A 16,741-nucleotide genomic window follows, 5' to 3' on the forward strand; every position below is an offset into this window, starting at 1 on the left:
CTTAGGTTTGGTGGGCAAAATGTATTCTAAGATACATTCTTCCTAGCGAGCGAGTGGAAGGAACCACAAAGACACAAAGGACACAAAGATTGATCGATCCTATATAAGTTAAACTTATCACACAGAACCTAGAAGAGCCATCTATTTTAGCTTAAAGTTAAAAGAAGGAGAGCGCATTTATACATCAGAGATAGAATGCAATTCGCCGCTACAATACCCGCAAATCAATTAGTTTTGCTAATCTTCGAGTTATGACTAAAAACTCCATTTTTACAAGAAAGGCCACAGCATAGCACAGAAAACCTTAAAATAAATGAAAAAATGATTAACTTTTTGCTCAAGATGGCCTTAAATGAGCTTTGGGATAGAGAGACTTGTGGCAAGATATAATTAAGGGGTATTTGGGGAAGAAATTGGATTATGGAAGAACTTTTAGAATTAAAGGCTTTACTCTTAAAAGGTGATATTAAAGGTTCACTGGCGATTGTAGAAGACCTTGAAGATATGAGCAAAAATGGGATTATTAGCACCATTCGTAGTTATGCTGTTATCTTACTACTGCATTTAATTAAACAACAGGCAGAAAACAGAACCACTCGTTCTTGGGATGTCTCCATTCGCAATAGTGTTAGAGAAATTCAACGCCAAAATAAACGCCGAAAAGCAGCAGGATATTATTTAAGTGATGAGGAATTAACAGATACTTTAAACGATGCTTATCTTAATGCTTTGGATGCCGCTTCTTTAGAAGTCGAATCAGGTCGGTATCAATCGGAGCAACTAGAAGCTATAATTGACAAAAATAAACTGATTAGCACTGCTTTCCTTCTCATCAAAAACGTCTCTCCTTAGAAAGATTATGACCAACTCAATCTCTCAAGAACAAGCCCAAGAAATGTTACGTTGGTTAAACAAAAATCGTGACACCGTGCTTGATTTGTATAAAAATCAATACATTGCTTATAATGAAAAAGGGGTGATTGCTCACGGTGAAAATTTACAGAATGTTCTAGAAGAAGCCAACACAACCAATCAAGAATTTGTCATTTATCTTGTTCCTCGTTGTCGTTATTCTATTCAAATCTTACCAGTTCAATTTCGCTCCGTTGTTCGTCATAATTGGCAACCAAGCTATTTAGTAAAGTTAAAACATAACCAAATTGAAATAAAGACAATAATGTTAGTCGATTCTGGTGCAGAAGTTAGCCTGATTTCCTATAAAATCGGTCAAGATTTAGGTTATCAACTAGCAGATGCAGAGTCAACTTTAGTCGCTGAAACCATTGGCGGTAATGTAGAATATGTATTGCGTAATCTAGAAATAACGATTGATAATCATCAACTAATTGCTCCTGTTGCTTGGCTACAAATGCCCATAGATACAGAACAATTATTATTAGGAAGAGAAGTAGTTTTTGATAAATTTAACATTGAATTTAGACAAGCAGAAGAAACAATTATTTTTTCATGGCGAGATAATTAAATTTAACGATTTATCCAGTAAAATAGTCTCTGGTAAATCGGGCTTAAAGTAGAATTCAATTCCAACGAACCCAAATCCTGGATTATCATCTAATTTGACAGACAACGGCAAAATTCCATGAAAATAACCCTTTATCAACCGACATTATCTTTATTATTGCTACTGTTGCTATCCGGTGGTTGTGCAGTCAATCAGGAAAAAGGGAAAACCACCACTCCGCAAGCGCCTCCCCTAGCAGAAATCGTTCCTTGGCAGATGGTCGAACGGGTTACTATTTTAAAAGCCGATCAGGATCCCATCTATGCTTTAGCCATTAGTCCCGATAACTCCTTGCTGCTGAGCGGTAGTTTTGACGGCACTGTTAGGGAATGGGACCTAAAAACCCAAAAACCTCTCAGGACTTGGCAACTAGGTGATACTGTCAATGCTATCCAATTTAGTCCCGATGGTGAGACTTTCGTAACTGCCGATGCGGGGGGAAAAGTGCAACGCTGGAATACGCGCACGGGAAAATTAGAAATGACCTATCCTGGCCATGCTTTTCTCGTTACCGATGCCGCTATTTCTCCCGATGGCAAAATTTTGGCTACGGGTAGCTGGGATCGTACTGTTAAACTCTGGGATTTTCAGACGGGTACACTGTTAAAAACCCTGCACGGCCATAATCATCCGATTCAGGCGATCGCATTTAGTCCCGATGGTAAAGGAATTGTGAGCGCCGATTACGATGGTTTCGTTAAACTCTGGAAAGTGAGTACCGGTCGCTTTATTCGGGCCTATGCGGGTAATTTATTCCCCGTTTATCGGGTGCTTTTTTCCAAGGATGGTAATACCGCCGGTACTGCTAGTCAAGACGGTTCGATCCGCGGTTGGCAAGTAAAAAGCGGCATCGGCACCACTACTATTCTCGCCCATAACGACGCTGTTACCGATATGGCCTTGCTGGATGGGGGTAAAGTTTTGGCCAGCACTTCCGGGGATGGAACTGTGAAATTTTGGGATGTTAATACCCGTCAGCATTTGAATACCCTGAAGGGAAACGTCATCTTAAGAATGGTTGCCAGTCGAGATGGTCGTTGGTTAGTCACTGGAGATCGGGACGGTGCGATCGCACTGTGGCGGGGAATCTAATTGACTATAATTAAGACTAGAGTGTTTTCTAGGGCGAAATATAGCTATGGCAGCAGTGATTTTAAACTTAGATACAGTCAATCTCAGCGATGAGCAGTTTTACCGTCTCTGTCAAGTTAACCCAGATTGGCAACTGGAAAGAAACGCCCAAGGAGAATTAATTGTCATGCCACCTGTTGGGGGAATTAGCGGCAACCGAGAGGCCGATTTTATTAGTTTACTTTGGTTGTGGAATCGTCAAACCGCATTGGGTAAAGTCTTTAGTTCAGCGACGATTTTTCGTTTACCGAATGGCGGAGATCGCGCTCCCGATGCCGCTTGGGTGAGTTTAACTCGTTGGCAAGCTCTGAGTCGAGAAGAACAGGAGAAATTTCCGCCTATTTGTCCCGATTTCGTCATTGAACTGCGCTCCCGTAGCGATTCCCTCCCAGAAATTCAAGCGAAAATGCAGGAATATCTCCACAGTGGTTTGCGATTAGGTTGGCTAGTTAATCCTCAACAACAACAAGTGGAAATTTATCGTCCTGAGCAACCCGTAGAAATTATGGAACTACCCGCTAATTTAAGCGGCGAGGATATCTTACCCGGTTTTAGTCTATTTATCTCTATTTTTGACTAAAATATCCTTAAAACCGAGGTACGATCAGACCTCTAGTAAAAATCAAAATAGGAGTCAGTAGTCAGTAGTCAGGAGAATTAAGAATCAATAATAATCAATTAAATGGTCTATTTACAGATTTTAGGCAATTTAATCCTTATTTTTACCGTTTTTGAACCCTCTGAACCCGGAACTATGACTGCTATCGCTTGATCAGGTCTGGGTTTAGCCGGTGCCGCTACCCCTGGTAAACTGCCAGAAAAAGCCAAAACCAAAGTCTAAATCATCTAAAATTTCGGTTTAACACCAAAACGGCCCGTTTCGGGTCGGGCGCATCTCAATTTTGAGGAACTATCTAGGGCCTGCTGAATAAATCTAAAAACCTTGTTGGATAATATCTTTAGGCCTTTTTGAAATCAAAAAGTGCCGACCATCTATCCCCAAGAAAAACTTTTTCAGCAAACCCTAACTATGACCACCGATACTGTCACCACTCCCTCGCCCAAAAAACTCTGGTTAGCAGCCCTGAAACCGCCAATGTATAGTGTGGCGATTATACCGATTATTTTGGGAACAGCGATCGCTTATCAGGAAACAGGTCGATTTTCTCTGCCGATTTTTGCCACTTTTATCCTCTCAGCTATTTTGATTCTCGCTTGGTTAAATCTCAGCAATGATGTTTTTGATGCCGATACTGGGATAGATGTCAATAAAGCCCATTCGATCGTTAATTTAACCGGCAATAAATCTTTAATTTTCTGGCTAAGTAATCTTTTTCTATTAGTGGGCATCGCTGGTATTTTTGCTATTAGTTATGGGCGAGGCGATTGGACTATCCTAGAATTAATCGCCCTCTGCTGTTTTTTGGGCTATACCTATCAGGGGCCTCCCTTCCGTCTCGGTTATCAAGGATTAGGTGAAATTATCTGTTTCTTTACTTTTGGACCCTTGGCGATTGCCGCCGCCTACTATTCCCAAGTCGGTGCTTTTTCTCTCTCTAGTCTAGCGGCTTCAATTATTGTCGGGATTACCACTTCTATCATCCTTTTTTGCTCCCATTTCCATCAAGTCGACGATGATCTCAAAGCGGGTAAAAAATCACCTATTGCCCGTTTGGGTACTTTAAAAGGTTCTAAAGTTTTAACCTTAGTCACGGTTCTCGTTTACGTTTTAACGGTAGTTTTTGTGCTGCTGCAGGTTTATCCCCCTCTCACCCTTTTAATCTTTCTTAGTCTGCCTTTCGCTTGGCAATTAGTCAACCACGTTAACCAAAATCACGACCAACCTCAGCTAGTCAGTAACTGCAAGTTTATAGCGGTTAATCTTCACTTTTTTAGTGGCATTCTCTTCTCCCTTGGTTATTGCCTTGCTTCCCGTTGATCAACCCGATTTTTTTTCTTAAAGTCCTTGACAAAACCCCATCACTTGACATATACTTATATTCATAATGGGAATCCGTGCCTGCCTGCGAACCCCTCATTTTTAGGTGGGATAGACCAAAAAAAATCAACTGACTTGAATCAGTTATCAGATTTGAGTTTTAAGTTCAGTGATCACTGTTTACTGATCACTGAAAACACTTCCTCATTCATAATTCATAATTCATAATTCATAATTCATCGCCACAAATAAAGGTTAGCATGAGTGAACAGCCCCTCGGATCGGTTATTCAAGGTTCCCTGAGTGAAGGTTTAGAAATCCGTCTTTATCCGGATATTTCGGTAGAAGATATGCGCGTCGGTAAATTTTTAGTGGTGCAAGGCACTCGCTCGCGTTTTTTCTGTCTCCTCACCGATGTCTCCCTGGGTAACTCCAGTCCCCGGATTATCGCGAATCCTCCCCATCCCGATGATAGTTTTATGCGCGATGTTTTAGCGGGTAGCGGTACTTATGGTACTATTGAACTATCGCCTATGCTCATGTTCACACCGACTGGAGGTAATTCCCCCGCAGTTTCCGACACTTCTTTAGGCTCTTTTCAACCCCAAACCAGCGCTGATTTAGAATTACTGCCAGTTAAAACTATTCCCGCGCATTTTAGCCAAGTTTATGAAGCTTGTGAGCAGGATTTTCGCATGGTTTTCGGTTGGGAAGATGATCCCACCAGAAAGAATTTTGCTATTGGTCAACCCCTTGACATGGACGTGCCAATATGTATTAATCTTGATCGCTTTGTGGAACGTAGTAACGGCGTTTTTGGCAAATCCGGGACGGGAAAATCCTTTTTAACCAGGCTGTTAATTTCGGGTATTATTCGCAAACAAGCAGGGGTTAACCTCATGTTTGATATGCACTCGGAATACGGTTGGGAAGCGATGAAAGAAGGGAAGGAGGTTTCTACGGTGAAAGGATTATGTCAATTATTCCCCGGACAGGTAGAAATTTATACCCTCGATCCCGATTCTACCAAACGCCGGGGAGTACGAGGAGCGCAGGAATTATTCTTAAGTTATAATCAGATTGAAATCGAAGATATTCGTTTAATCGGTCGGGAATTAGGCATCTCGGAAGCTAGTTTAGATAATGCCAATATTCTCTATAACGAGTATGGAGAATCTTGGATAGTTCAGTTATTAAATATGAGTAACGAGGATATTAAAATCTTCTGTACGGAAAAACAAGGCCATGCGGGATCAATTATGTCCCTCCAGAGAAAATTAATGCGTCTAGATAGTTTGAAATATTTAAAAAGTTCTTGTCCCCACAATTATATCGATCAGGTTTTACAAGCTTTAGATGCGGGTAAGCACGTTGTTATTGAATTTGGCTCCCAAAGTAATATGCTTTCCTATATGTTAGCCACCAATATGATCACCCGTCGGATTCATGCTAATTATGTTAAAAAAGCTGAATATTTTTTACAAACTAAAAACCCCGTTGATCGACCGCAACAGTTAGTGATTACCATTGAAGAAGCTCATCGATTTTTAGATTCTGCCGTGGTGCATCAAACTATTTTTGGAACTATTGCCAGGGAGATGCGAAAATACTTTGTTACTCTCCTAATTGTCGATCAAAGACCTTCAGGAATTGATAACGAAGTTATGTCTCAGGTAGGGACAAGAATCACCTGTTTATTAAACGATGAAAAGGACATCGAAGCCATATTTACTGGGGTTTCTGGAGGGGGAAGTTTGCGATCAGTTTTAGCGAAATTAGACTCAAAACAACAGGCTTTAGTTTTAGGTCATGCGGTCCCTATGCCGGTAGTAATTCGTACTCGCGCCTACGATCAAAAATTCTATACTGAAATAGGCGCAACCGACTGGCGAGAATTACCCGATGAGGAAGTTTTAGCGGCGGCCAAAATTGCCAAAGCTGATCTAGGATTTTAGAAAAATTAACTTTTGATTGTAGAATAGAGTTGGGTTATTTTTACTGAGAAGAAACCCTAGATGAAAACTGGTTTCCCTAACTATGCAACAAGGTGATTTAATCGAGATCGAGATTACCGACCTCAACCATACGGGCGAAGGTGTGGGAAAATACCGAGGACAGGTGATTTTTGTGCCAGATACGGTTATTGGCGATCGCATTCAAACTCGCATCACCTATATCAAAAAAAGTCATGCGATCGGCAAACTACAAACTATTCTACAAGCTTCTCCCCATCGTATCCGGCCCCGCTGCATCGTTGCCGATAAATGTGGTGGCTGTCAATGGCAACACATCGAGGATCAATTTCAGCTTCAGGTCAAAAAAGAGCAAGTACAAGAGGTATTAACCAGAATTGGTGGTTTTACCGATCCTTTGGTTTATCCTCCCCTCACCGGTAATTCTCCCCTCGCTTATCGCAATAAAGCTACCTATCCCCTCGGATTTTCCCCCACCGGCAATGTGCAAGCGGGTTATTATCGTCGCGGCAGCCATCATCTGATTAATCTCAATCAATGTCCAATTCAAGATCAGGCTTTAAATCCGTTTCTAGCAGAGATAAAACAGGATATTCAGGAGCAAGGCTGGTCAATTTACGATGAAAAGACCCATCAAGGACAATTACGCCATTTATCTCTAAGAATTGGCCGCCACACTGGAGAAGTTTTATTAACCCTGATTAGTACCGATAATAATTTACAGGGAATTGAGACCCAGGCGCGGCAATGGCTGGCAAAATACGGCAATTTAGTCGGTGTAACCGTCAATTATAACCCCGATCGAGGTAATGCTATTTTTGGCGCTCAGACCACAACTATCGCCGGAAGGGACTATGTTACCGAAAAGTTCGCCGGATTAACCTATCAATTGGCTGCCGATACCTTTTTTCAGGTTAATACAGAGGCTGCTGAAGCCTTATTTGCGGTTATTTGTGAGAAATTAGAGCTTAAAGGTGAAGAAATTCTTATTGATGCCTACTGTGGTATCGGTACTTTTACTTTACCCCTCGCTAAACGGGTTAAAGAGGTGATTGGACTAGAATCCTATAGCTTTTCCCTCGATCGAGCCAAGATTAACGCCCAATTAAATAATATTACCAACACAACTTTTATTTTGGGGGCAGTAGAAAAAACTTTACCGCAACTGACAGTTAAACCCGACATTATTCTACTCGATCCGCCCCGCAAAGGTTGCGATCGATCTGTCCTTGATAGTTTGTTACAACTGCAAAGTCAACGCATAGTTTATATCAGTTGTCAAAGTGCAACTTTAGCCAGAGACTTGCAATATCTTTGTAAAACAGGCGATTATCAACTGCTAGAAGTGCAAACAGCCGATTTCTTTCCCCAAACTCCCCACGTTGAATGCGCCGCTTTTCTTGGACAAAAAACAGCGAATATGGTAGGGTGAAATAGGAGGCAAAACCTGACACTTTGGTCGTTTATAGCTGAAAAGTCAACGGTTAAGGATAATAGCATATTAGCAGCCTTTCCAGTCAACTACTTTTTTGATTAATTACTCGCTCAAAGTTGCCTTGATTCTCGATTGGTTTGTAGATCAATCATAAAAATATCTAATCCATCTCAGAGACACAAAAGGGATAAAACATGACTCATTAGGTATGGCAATCATCTAGATCGACGGTTAAGAGACCTTAATCTTTCTGTAAGAGAACAGTCATTGAATATAAGCTAGAGGTAAAGTGCGTGATTGCTATTTCACTGCCCACAAGCAAACAAAGCTGGAACACCATGAGTTTCGCTTCCACCTTGTATCTTTGTCCGATTTTAGATTTACTGACCGCTAGTATTCCGGAAGAATTAGAACCAGAAATTAGATTAGGATTACAAGAAGCTTTAGTTAATGCCGCTAAACACGGCAATCATCTCGATCCCACCAAAACCGTGGTCGTCCAATTTTCTAGCAGTAAAGACGAGTATTCTTGGGTAATTACCGACCAAGGCTGTGGATTTACCCCAGGTTGTCACCATCATGGCTGTAGTTGCGATTGTCCCGATTTTCCCCCCGAAGAAGCGGAAAATGGCCGAGGACTGTGTATGTTATATCAAATCTTCGACCAAGTTCACTGGAATCAAGAAGGAACCCAACTGAAACTTTGTAAGCAAATTAAACAGGAACGCTGGTTGAATTAATGACCATGACCGTGAGAAGGACAGGGAGGCGCAGAAATCGAGCGATCGAGCCAGCCTGTAGCCTGTTGTAGCCGAGGAAGTGCTTCTTCTGGCTGATTATCTAATAAAAACACCAAAGCCGTCCCTAATTGTTCAGCGGCCCGAGCATTACGGTGGGACTTCAGACGATGCCAGTCAATCGGTGCGATCGCCAAACGTTCCGCCAAAATCCGCGCCAATTCCAAAGTAGATAGATCATCAATAGTCTGAGATGAGGAAGAGACAGGGGATGGAATCATAATCAAAAGGTTTCGTAAAACCGTAAAATCGTCTATAACTATAGTTTAGACGCAGGCAATCGGATCGAGTCCATGTCCTTAGAAGAAAACCCATACCCTAGCGATGAATCGGCGGAATTTACCCAAGCGATTGAAGAAGTCGAAGCGGCGATCGCATCACTAAAAGACCGTTATCGACAGATCAACGAAGCAGAACAGCAAAAAAAAGACCTAGAGGCACAATTTAGCCAAATAGAACCCCAATGGCGGGAAAATCCCCTACCTGAACTAGAAAAGGAATTGGTGCAAATTCGCGAACAGATTCAAGAATTAGAGGTAATTTTAGAAAGCAATTTACTTAAAGAAGGGGAATTAAAGCGTCTATTCTGGGAAGGAATCCGTCGCGGACTGCTGGGGGAGGTTTTTTGGCAAATTGTCCGCTTTGGTGGTATCGGAGTCTTACTGGGTTGGATTCTGCGATCCTGCACGGGGTGATTGACTGCACCGGAGTGGAGTGTGTTGCCTTGAGAAGCTGATTAGGGTGGTTGGGTTCCATCCAGACCGATTTGACAATTATTGGCATCAAGCGGCTCTAGAGGATCGCCGTCATAAGTGCCTTGTTTAACTATTCCTAGCAGAGAAGCGATAACTATACACTTTCTTTCTTGGTTGGGATAGGGCGCGGCGGAGGCATTGGCGGCGGGATATAATACGATTATCGCCGGACCGTCCGGCGTAGTAAATTTTAACCCCGGCACATGGCCCCGAAAGGAAAACTGCACCCCCGGACTGCCGCTATCAGGGGGAAAATCTGGAAAATTATCCACCACCATAAATATTTCCTGCGGCAGACTTAGGGAACCCCCATTAGTATTAGTCGCCACTAAACAACCCGGTTCACTGGCGCTTATTTGCCGGTAAACCGTGGGATTAGTGCCAATCCCGTTAGTAAAATTAATCGTGCAACTTCTCCCTCGACGGATAGCTTGTTTTTGGGCATCCCGTAGGGCTGATTGTATAGAATCGGTGGCTTCTTGGACTTTATTGCTATTTAACCAAGCTAATAAATTAGGTAGGGTTAAGGCGGCAAGAATTCCCGTAATTGCCAAAGCTATCAAAATTTCTAACAGGGTAAAACCCTGATTTTTATGGACATTTAAACGACGCATCGGGAATCACCTCGACAGAACTTTCGGCAATAACATTTTCTTGGTTGGGGTAATCGTCAGCAGTTTGATCATCAGCTAATCTCACTTCATACTCTATACGAAGACGATGGGGATGAGCAGCCTGGGCGTCGGTACCATCAGGAAAAGTTCGATAGAGAGAATAGTCTTTACCGACAATTTCTCGTGTTGCTACTAATAATGTTTCTGCTGTTTCTGCAGGTAAATCATCAGCGGGAATAGCATAATCCTTACTGGGATCATCTGGATCAAATTCCGGACTGTCAGGAGGTTCAGCATTCGGTAATCGCCTCCTTAATTCAATGGCATAACCTTGATTTATATCTGAGCAAACATTAGGAAATATTTGACTGAAAAGCTCGGGATCATGATTATCTGCATTGACGCTATCATCATTGTCACTAACATCTAAACTCGAAGCTAAAGCGTTGACATTCTCGAAGTCTTCTTGTATCCAAAAGTTAGCTCTAGCTTGTCTTTCAGCCCGAACTTTATATAAGGCATTCACTGCCATTAACTGTAAGGTTCCTGTTAAGAAAGCGGTAATAGTTAAAATGGCAATGACCACTTCTAACATCGAGAAACCCGACTCGGACGACGGCAGTTTTAACTGTATCCCCTTTCCTCTTGATTTCACTTTTCAACCCCTCCGTTTTTCTTGAAAACTACTGGCTTTTCTTCGATCTTAACTACAGATTACGCAAATGATCGGATATTTCTAACTCTAGTCAGGGAATTAATCCCCCGAAACCCTATTTCTCAAGTGAGTCAGATTGTCTAAACTGTCAATCAGGGGTCGAGAAGGTCGTCACCCACCTCCCCTCCCATTCAGAACCGTACTTGAGACTTGCACCTTATATGGCTCTTAGTTTGACTGTTCCCCTGTTAGGGATACAGCTTGACATTCATTGGTTGTCTATGTATCATCATCGTACTTGACCAGTTAATCAAAGTCAATTACAGATGATTCTAGGCTGCCATCGGATGTCTTTTGATCATCGTGGCAGTGGCGGTGTAATAGTTGAAGGTTTTTATTACCTCATTACTTAGTGAGCGTCGGGGGATGCAATTTCGCCGTTGTCCCCCCCGTTTGATGCGAGTTCTTTAACTCCATTAATTTTATTATAGCTTGCCGTCTTGCTATAAGCAGGATATTGGCCTAAAGTTTACAGAACTTTAACCCTCTTACATAATTAGGGTTGGCTGAATAAATGTGAAATATAGACGAGCTAAGGGGTTTGGTGCTTTTTTGGTGAAGCAGCTGCAAGATTTTCCAGCTAGTGGCTCAAAAACCTTGCATCTTGATCGGCGCTTGCGTCCTGTAGGGGCGAAGCATTCGGATAGAAAATCTACGGTTTCAGCGATAGGTTATTGCCCGAATGCTTCGCCCCTACTTTTTGCCGCAAACCCTAAATAGACCATCTTAATTCTCCTGACTCCTGACTACTGGCTCCTGACTCCTCACCTAACGGAAGATTTTTGATTTTTGCAAGAGGTCTTTTATATCCTGTCGTCATGCTAGACTGAGGCTAAGAATAGGAGGAAAGATGAGATGAGAGGAAGACCAGGGGGCAACCCCGACCTAGTAAAACACCAGTTCTCCACAGAGAGAGAAGAGCCTTGCAGCGCCAAACTGACGTTAAGGCTGCCGCCCTCTCAATATGCCAAGCTGAAAGAGATCGATAATTGGCAGGAAAAAGTCAGGGGGGTGATTGCCTCTCTTGTAGAACAGGAATCGGAAACCGACGGCCTGGGCAAGTAGTTTTCTGGGGGGTGGTTTTCTGGGCGGCGGTTGTCTTGGTCGCTAGTGCCACTAAAGCTCGTTCTAGGGTGAGGGTTTCGGCCGTCTCTCCCTCTGGAATCTTAGCGTTGGTCTTGCCGTGCAAAGTATATAAACTCCCTAGGGACCGTCCTACAATCCCACCGATTCCCCCTCGTCGGGATGTTTACCCAATTCTTTTAAAGGTGGTTTGCTGGAACCGCTGGCACTGCCAGTTTTTGTCGGTTCGGTTAATAGGGCCAAAGATCGAGGGATGGTTAGGAAATTGCGTAAAAATAAGATGCCAGCTAGGAGGGGAGAACCGTCACATCCCATTTGGGCAAAGTTTGAGAACGCTGCGTTGAAAGGTGGCAATTGTTCTAGTTCTTTAGCCAAAACCTTAACCCCTTTTTCATAAGTTCCTTCTACCAAATGTACTAGAGGCTTTATGCCCTTCCCAGTCATATTAGAAGCCCAATTAAGAGCCGCATCAATTGAACCTAAAATTGCCCCATTCCAATAGTTCTCGAAGACTGCCCAACACCTTTCAATTGGATTATATTTACTATGGTAAAGCCAGTAGTAGATCAGCCGTATTTGCAACTGCTTTTTTTGGGCAAAGTCTTCCATTATTTTGATAAATTGGCTGCGGTTGCTGCGAGTGGCTACTCCTCCGTCTAAATCAATTAATAATTCTTCTAACCCTGGATAGATTGCTTGATTTTCTTGCCCCCACAACTCTAAACAATCTACTACAAAATCTGAGGTTTCAGCCGATTTAACAAAGTAAATTCACAGGCGTTCTCCACTGACATCTAGAATTCCTAAAGGGACTAAAACAGCAGTCCATTAACTATCATGGTCATCGGCTTTTAAAGGTTATAAATGGCGGGCTTTGCCATGGACAGATAAATTGCCTATCTTAATGTTGTCAAAAATTTCCTCAGTTTTTGTGATTTTTTTGAGCGGTTTTATTTTTCTTTTTTTTTAAACTATAGCCCATTCGATTCAAAATATCTCCAATAGTTTGACGGGAAGGCAATTGTTCATCTGAATAGCCTTTTTCTTCTTTTAATGCCTCTCTTACCGCTCTGGCACTAATTTTTTTTAAAGCAAAAGTTGATTGAATTTTAGGGTCTTCTTGCCAGTAAATATCCACTAAACTCTTAATATCTTCCTCTAAGTTTGGCAGCAGTTCCTCCGTTTTTTTTCTCCCCCTAGCACGATAGTTATCAACACAAATAATCCCAGTTTCTAGCTCTTTTAATCCCGTTGCTATTGCCTGTCTAGACCATCCCAATTCTGTTTCAGCCCGGCGCGGCGAAGAGTTAAAATAGTCTATGGTTACTTGCGCCATAAAAGCCCTTTTCTTAAAACCTGTCAGCTTTTTTGCCGCATCTTTCAAGCTTGATTTGATTTTTTCAGTCAGTTCAGTTACCATAGTCGAAAGTGGGGGCAACAAGTTGCTTTTCCAGTCTAGACGGTAATTCATTAATACGCAAGTCCCTAACGCTCTTCTGGAACTTTCGCAAATCCCTGACCGAATCCAGATTCTCAAACCCTTGCTTGACAAGCGATCGCTAACTTTTTTTCTAATAAAAACTCAAATTTCGGGTTTCTGTTAGTTAGCGATCGCTTGAAGGCTTACCCCATAATACTAAATCTGGTTATTAAAAACTGATTATTTATTTCCGCTTTTACCTATTGCAAGAGTGCCTCTACTGATATGTAGCCTATACTCAACGGATTTAGTATGAGAGCAGGGCTGTTTCATCCTTACCTGCGCCACTTTAACACCCAAACCGACAAAAGCGACGATAATGATCGCACCTGTCGCGTCCGGTTCGGGAATGCTGGTGAGGGTTGTCGAGGCGAGACCTGCGATCGCTTGATGGGTAACGGTCGTGGGATGGAAACTGTCCCAGAAAAGATACGCGGAGGGATTGGCGCAGATCTGCCCGGTAGTGGTATTCAAACAAGCGTCCGTGACGTTGGTTAAACCGTAGCGAGACGGATCGTTGTAGGTGTTCTCGAAGAGAGAGTAGATATCTAGCGGGATCAGAGTGGCCGCGGTCGAGGGAGCGTTTTGGAGGACTTGAAGCGCCGCGGCTAATTTCTGATTATGCTCTAGGGCTAGATCAGTCATCTCTGATATTCCCGCCTGACTGGGTAATTTCCCGAGGTCTGGTAGATTCGGAACGATCACCGTTTTCGCCCCGACCGCGGGGGAGATCAGAGTTTGAACCGCGGCGATAATGTTACCGACTACGACATCGGGGTCGGTACTAAAACCGAAAAGATAGTCGTTAGCTCCGGCCCAGACGACGAAGAGATCGCGAGCGTCGAAAGTTGATAGAGACGGGTTCGCGGCGAACGCGCCGATCTCGTCGAGTAATCCTGGAAAATCCCCCTCGAACAAGAGTTCGGCCACGTTCTCCTGGCCGCTGGTAGCTCCGCCGTAGGCAAGATTCAGCGCCGCGCTATTCGGCAGTCCGAAATCCTGCTGTAAATACTCGATCCAGAGCGAACCGTTAGAAAAGCGCCCGTTCGCGTAGGGGGGACTAGGCGGGTAAGAATTGCCCGTTAGTCGATATAAATTTCCCGGATCCGATAAGCTATCGCCGAATACCTGAAAACTATCGAAGGTGGCCGCTAGGGCTTTGAAAGGAGAAAGGAGAGTGAAGAAGCTAATTCCCGCCGTGGCAATTAGTGATTTTGTTAATAAATATTTCATCGGTTCGCCTTCAACAATGAAACGCATCAACCTCAAGAGTTGACAGAAAAAGGCTCATCATTTACTGTCCGATCAATACAACAACAAATCAGACCCAAAAACGAAGCCCTCAATATCTTAACATAGAACAAAGAAACTTGCTCTACCTACTTAGTCAAGAGGTGGGGCAATCGCACATAATTCTTAACACTTTTGGAATTTAAAAAAATGGACATAAATCAATACCTGATTATCTCCGAAGGTTGACAACAAACTCAACATGGTTGTTTAATTCATGTTGAAATTATCCGAGACATAGAAAATTCAAGAGCGATTCACTTACTGTCAGTAAGTCCTACTTCTTGTAACCTCCTCTTCAATCCCGAACGGTTACTGTACTGTTCGTAAATCTGGTTCAGACGCTCTTGGAAAACGGGCAAGCGGTTTTGATATTCGGCTAAGTCTCTTAATTTGACCAACAATTCAACGGCCTCATCGTAAGGTTTAGACTGGGCTTTTTGGGTCGTTTCAGTTATCCCGTCCTCTTAAAAACCGGAGAAAGTCACTATCAACGTATTAGCTGGGAAGAAGTTTATCGATTAGCCGAACAAGCTTTTCGTCAACCGTCCGAGACCATTGCCTCCTATAGTTCGGGACGTTCTTCTAATGAAGCCGCCTATCTCTTACAATTATTTTTCCTGGCATTAGGAAGTAATAATTTAGCCGATTGTTCCGATCTCTGTCATGCCGCCTCCACCGTAGGATTAAAACAGGTTTTCGGCTCCGGAACTTCGATGGTCAGTCTGGAAAGCTTAAAACAAGCCGATTGTGTGGTATTGATCGGTTCTAACGCCCCCGCTAATCATCCCCGCCTGATCAATGAATTAATTCAAATTCGTGATCGCGGCGGTAAAATTATTATTATTAACCCGCAAATTGAAATCGGATTGGTCAAATTCTCCTCGCCCGCTTTTCCGATTAAATCCCTATTGCGGGGCGGTTCCGATATTTCTACTCTCTACCTACAGCCGATTCCGGGTAGCGACACCGCCCTATTCGTCGGATTACAAAAATTTTTGATCGAACAAAATTTAGAATGCCCCCGGAATTGCCCTGATTCTCGGAACGGGACGCAGTTATGGACAACATAAGACCGTCGTTTATCAAGTGGGCGATAAATATTGGGGAATGCCCCACCGTCATTGTTTATTAATGAACGCCGAGGATGCCAAAAAAGCGGGCCTTCAAGAACATCAAAGAGTCACCGTCCAAGGAGATGCCGGCAAATTAGAAAATATCGAACTTATTTTCGGTCCGATTCGCGAGGGGGTTGGCTTTATGTTTTACCCCGAAGCCAATATTTTATTCAAGGCTAAAATCAAGCCTCGCTGTGGAACCCCCGCTTACAAAAGAGTTCCCGTCTGGGTTTTTTAGTTACCGATTCCCGATATTCTCAATAACGGTCAGACAATATCCTCACCTAAGAAATAAACTCAGCCAAAACAAACTGATTTTCCGTCCGATCGCTTTGATCGCATTTCTGTTATCCTATTCTTACCATCATTAGAGTAAATGGCCATGGGCGAGTTTTCGCTAACCGTATTAAGCATAGCCAGTTTATTGGCCGTCGGGATGACTACCCCTGGCATTGCAAGTCCCACATCTGGAGCGACGGAGTTGCAACTAGCTCAACGCCCTAACTGTAACAATCCCCAGACTCAAAGCGAAATGAACATTTGTGCTGGCATAGCCTATCAAAACGCCGATCGCAAGTTAAATCAAGTTTATCGACAACTACTGCCAAAACTGTCAGCTGCTCGCAAACAAAAATTAATTACCGCCCAACAAGCTTGGATTAAGTTTAGAGACAGCAGTTGCGAATTTGAAAGAAGTGAGTTTGAGGGAGGCTCTATAGCTCCCATGATTTACAGTAATTGTTTGGCAGATGTCACCGAGCAGCGCACCAAAGATTTACGGAGATATTTAGAAAATGGAGATCTCTAAGTCGGGCTTGCTGAATAATGGTAAAACCCTTTTAAAATAAGGCTTTTGACCTGTTAAAATCCGATGTTCATGCTGCGAAAA

At 42.9% G+C, this 16,741-nt stretch carries 18 protein-coding genes and 2 pseudogenes; 13 read left to right on the top strand and 7 right to left on the bottom strand.

Annotation, left to right across the window (positions count from 1 at the left end; genetic code table 11):
* Positions 1-420 precede the first annotated feature (420 nt).
* The 9 genes and pseudogenes from ACE1AQ_RS01650 to ACE1AQ_RS01690 all read left to right on the top strand — a co-directional run bounded on the left by ACE1AQ_RS01650 (position 421) and on the right by ACE1AQ_RS01690 (position 8,740).
* Positions 421-852, top strand: coding sequence for a DUF29 family protein (locus ACE1AQ_RS01650; protein ID WP_106909755.1), 432 nt, complete (start codon positions 421-423; stop codon positions 850-852).
* 7 nt (positions 853-859) lie between these two features.
* Positions 860-1,096: pseudogene (locus ACE1AQ_RS01655) on the top strand (DUF5678 domain-containing protein); the annotation flags it as partial.
* Positions 1,082-1,483, top strand: coding sequence for a retropepsin-like aspartic protease (locus tag ACE1AQ_RS01660; RefSeq protein WP_371413478.1), 402 nt, complete (start codon positions 1,082-1,084; stop codon positions 1,481-1,483). The pseudogene ACE1AQ_RS01655 and the gene ACE1AQ_RS01660, both read left to right, overlap by 15 nt.
* 117 nt (positions 1,484-1,600) lie before the next feature.
* Complete coding sequence (locus ACE1AQ_RS01665) at positions 1,601-2,614, top strand: WD40 repeat domain-containing protein (protein WP_110544326.1); 1,014 nt, start codon at positions 1,601-1,603, stop codon at positions 2,612-2,614.
* A 46-nt stretch (positions 2,615-2,660) separates the two neighbouring features.
* Complete coding sequence (locus ACE1AQ_RS01670) at positions 2,661-3,233, top strand: Uma2 family endonuclease (protein ID WP_106909752.1); 573 nt, start codon at positions 2,661-2,663, stop codon at positions 3,231-3,233.
* Positions 3,234-3,683: 450 nt separating this feature from the next.
* Positions 3,684-4,592 carry a 2-carboxy-1,4-naphthoquinone phytyltransferase gene (menA, locus tag ACE1AQ_RS01675; protein WP_106910057.1) on the top strand — a complete coding sequence of 303 codons (909 nt, stop codon included), beginning with the start codon at positions 3,684-3,686 and terminating at the stop codon, positions 4,590-4,592.
* 260 nt (positions 4,593-4,852) lie between these two features.
* Complete coding sequence (locus tag ACE1AQ_RS01680; RefSeq protein ID WP_149978349.1) at positions 4,853-6,547, top strand: ATP-binding protein; 1,695 nt, start codon at positions 4,853-4,855, stop codon at positions 6,545-6,547.
* 82 nt (positions 6,548-6,629) lie between these two features.
* Positions 6,630-7,997, top strand: a complete 1,368-nt coding sequence (gene rlmD / locus ACE1AQ_RS01685) for a 23S rRNA (uracil(1939)-C(5))-methyltransferase RlmD (RefSeq protein WP_374807735.1) — start codon at positions 6,630-6,632, stop codon at positions 7,995-7,997.
* 341 nt (positions 7,998-8,338) lie between these two features.
* Positions 8,339-8,740: an anti-sigma regulatory factor gene (locus tag ACE1AQ_RS01690; protein WP_008199399.1), complete on the top strand. Its 402-nt coding sequence runs from the start codon at positions 8,339-8,341 to the stop codon at positions 8,738-8,740.
* On the opposite strand, the gene ACE1AQ_RS01695 is transcribed toward ACE1AQ_RS01690, so the two are convergent.
* Entirely contained in the window at positions 8,737-9,018 is a 282-nt protein-coding gene (locus tag ACE1AQ_RS01695; RefSeq protein ID WP_008199398.1) for a DUF6439 family protein, read from the bottom strand. The two genes, ACE1AQ_RS01690 and ACE1AQ_RS01695, sit on opposite strands and share 4 nt — an antisense overlap.
* A gap of 72 nt (positions 9,019-9,090) precedes the next feature.
* On the opposite strand from ACE1AQ_RS01695, the gene ACE1AQ_RS01700 reads away from it, so the two are divergent.
* Positions 9,091-9,492, top strand: coding sequence for a hypothetical protein (locus tag ACE1AQ_RS01700; RefSeq protein ID WP_008199395.1), 402 nt, complete (start codon positions 9,091-9,093; stop codon positions 9,490-9,492).
* 41 nt (positions 9,493-9,533) lie between these two features.
* Here the strand turns inward: ACE1AQ_RS01700 and ACE1AQ_RS01705 are convergent, their stop codons facing one another.
* A complete protein-coding gene (locus ACE1AQ_RS01705; RefSeq protein ID WP_106909748.1) occupies positions 9,534-10,166 on the bottom strand; it encodes a prepilin-type N-terminal cleavage/methylation domain-containing protein in 633 nt (210 codons plus the stop codon).
* Entirely contained in the window at positions 10,144-10,761 is a 618-nt protein-coding gene (locus ACE1AQ_RS01710) for a type 4 pilin (protein ID WP_110544331.1), read from the bottom strand. The genes ACE1AQ_RS01705 and ACE1AQ_RS01710 overlap by 23 nt, the downstream gene beginning before the upstream one ends.
* A gap of 975 nt (positions 10,762-11,736) precedes the next feature.
* Here ACE1AQ_RS01710 and ACE1AQ_RS01715 point away from each other — a divergent pair.
* A complete protein-coding gene (locus ACE1AQ_RS01715; RefSeq protein ID WP_039899715.1) occupies positions 11,737-11,946 on the top strand; it encodes a hypothetical protein in 210 nt (69 codons plus the stop codon).
* Here the strand turns inward: ACE1AQ_RS01715 and ACE1AQ_RS01720 are convergent.
* The 4 genes from ACE1AQ_RS01720 to ACE1AQ_RS01735 all read right to left on the bottom strand — a co-directional run bounded on the left by ACE1AQ_RS01720 (position 11,885) and on the right by ACE1AQ_RS01735 (position 14,704).
* Positions 11,885-12,070 carry a topoisomerase C-terminal repeat-containing protein gene (locus ACE1AQ_RS01720; protein WP_008199388.1) on the bottom strand — a complete coding sequence of 62 codons (186 nt, stop codon included), beginning with the start codon at positions 12,068-12,070 and terminating at the stop codon, positions 11,885-11,887. The genes ACE1AQ_RS01715 and ACE1AQ_RS01720 overlap by 62 nt on opposite strands.
* A gap of 26 nt (positions 12,071-12,096) precedes the next feature.
* Positions 12,097-12,681 carry a hypothetical protein gene (locus ACE1AQ_RS01725; RefSeq protein WP_253257696.1) on the bottom strand — a complete coding sequence of 195 codons (585 nt, stop codon included), beginning with the start codon at positions 12,679-12,681 and terminating at the stop codon, positions 12,097-12,099.
* A gap of 205 nt (positions 12,682-12,886) precedes the next feature.
* Positions 12,887-13,435 carry a hypothetical protein gene (locus ACE1AQ_RS01730; protein WP_106909744.1) on the bottom strand — a complete coding sequence of 183 codons (549 nt, stop codon included), beginning with the start codon at positions 13,433-13,435 and terminating at the stop codon, positions 12,887-12,889.
* 189 nt (positions 13,436-13,624) lie between these two features.
* Positions 13,625-14,704 (bottom strand): SGNH/GDSL hydrolase family protein, encoded by a 1,080-nt coding sequence (locus ACE1AQ_RS01735; protein WP_106909743.1) that lies wholly within the window; start codon positions 14,702-14,704, stop codon positions 13,625-13,627.
* Positions 14,705-15,174: 470 nt separating this feature from the next.
* On the opposite strand from ACE1AQ_RS01735, the pseudogene ACE1AQ_RS01740 reads away from it, so the two are divergent.
* A pseudogene (locus ACE1AQ_RS01740) lies at positions 15,175-16,090 on the top strand (molybdopterin dinucleotide binding domain-containing protein); the annotation flags it as partial.
* Positions 16,091-16,234: 144 nt separating this feature from the next.
* Positions 16,235-16,660, top strand: a complete 426-nt coding sequence (locus ACE1AQ_RS01745) for a lysozyme inhibitor LprI family protein (RefSeq protein WP_008199375.1) — start codon at positions 16,235-16,237, stop codon at positions 16,658-16,660.
* Positions 16,661-16,741 lie beyond the last annotated feature (81 nt).

This window comes from Microcystis sp. BLCC-F209 (genome assembly GCF_041928595.1).
In the GTDB taxonomy this organism is placed as follows: Bacteria; Cyanobacteriota; Cyanobacteriia; order Cyanobacteriales; family Microcystaceae; genus Microcystis.

Excerpts from the sequence above, each read along its gene's own strand:
- ACE1AQ_RS01730 (WP_106909744.1), bottom strand. The coding sequence starts at position 13,435 with ATGAATTACCGTCTAGACTGGAAAAGCAACTTGTTGCCCCCACTTTCG.
- ACE1AQ_RS01690 (WP_008199399.1), top strand. The coding sequence starts at position 8,339 with ATGAGTTTCGCTTCCACCTTGTATCTTTGTCCGATTTTAGATTTACTG.
- ACE1AQ_RS01715 (WP_039899715.1), top strand. The coding sequence starts at position 11,737 with ATGAGAGGAAGACCAGGGGGCAACCCCGACCTAGTAAAACACCAGTTC.
- menA (WP_106910057.1), top strand. The coding sequence starts at position 3,684 with ATGACCACCGATACTGTCACCACTCCCTCGCCCAAAAAACTCTGGTTA.
- ACE1AQ_RS01665 (WP_110544326.1), top strand. The coding sequence starts at position 1,601 with ATGAAAATAACCCTTTATCAACCGACATTATCTTTATTATTGCTACTG.
- ACE1AQ_RS01680 (WP_149978349.1), top strand. The coding sequence starts at position 4,853 with ATGAGTGAACAGCCCCTCGGATCGGTTATTCAAGGTTCCCTGAGTGAA.
- ACE1AQ_RS01705 (WP_106909748.1), bottom strand. The coding sequence starts at position 10,166 with ATGCGTCGTTTAAATGTCCATAAAAATCAGGGTTTTACCCTGTTAGAA.
- ACE1AQ_RS01650 (WP_106909755.1), top strand. The coding sequence starts at position 421 with ATGGAAGAACTTTTAGAATTAAAGGCTTTACTCTTAAAAGGTGATATT.
- ACE1AQ_RS01700 (WP_008199395.1), top strand. The coding sequence starts at position 9,091 with ATGTCCTTAGAAGAAAACCCATACCCTAGCGATGAATCGGCGGAATTT.
- ACE1AQ_RS01745 (WP_008199375.1), top strand. The coding sequence starts at position 16,235 with ATGGGCGAGTTTTCGCTAACCGTATTAAGCATAGCCAGTTTATTGGCC.
- ACE1AQ_RS01735 (WP_106909743.1), bottom strand. The coding sequence starts at position 14,704 with ATGCGTTTCATTGTTGAAGGCGAACCGATGAAATATTTATTAACAAAA.
- ACE1AQ_RS01695 (WP_008199398.1), bottom strand. The coding sequence starts at position 9,018 with ATGATTCCATCCCCTGTCTCTTCCTCATCTCAGACTATTGATGATCTA.
- ACE1AQ_RS01670 (WP_106909752.1), top strand. The coding sequence starts at position 2,661 with ATGGCAGCAGTGATTTTAAACTTAGATACAGTCAATCTCAGCGATGAG.
- rlmD (WP_374807735.1), top strand. The coding sequence starts at position 6,630 with ATGCAACAAGGTGATTTAATCGAGATCGAGATTACCGACCTCAACCAT.
- ACE1AQ_RS01710 (WP_110544331.1), bottom strand. The coding sequence starts at position 10,761 with ATGTTAGAAGTGGTCATTGCCATTTTAACTATTACCGCTTTCTTAACA.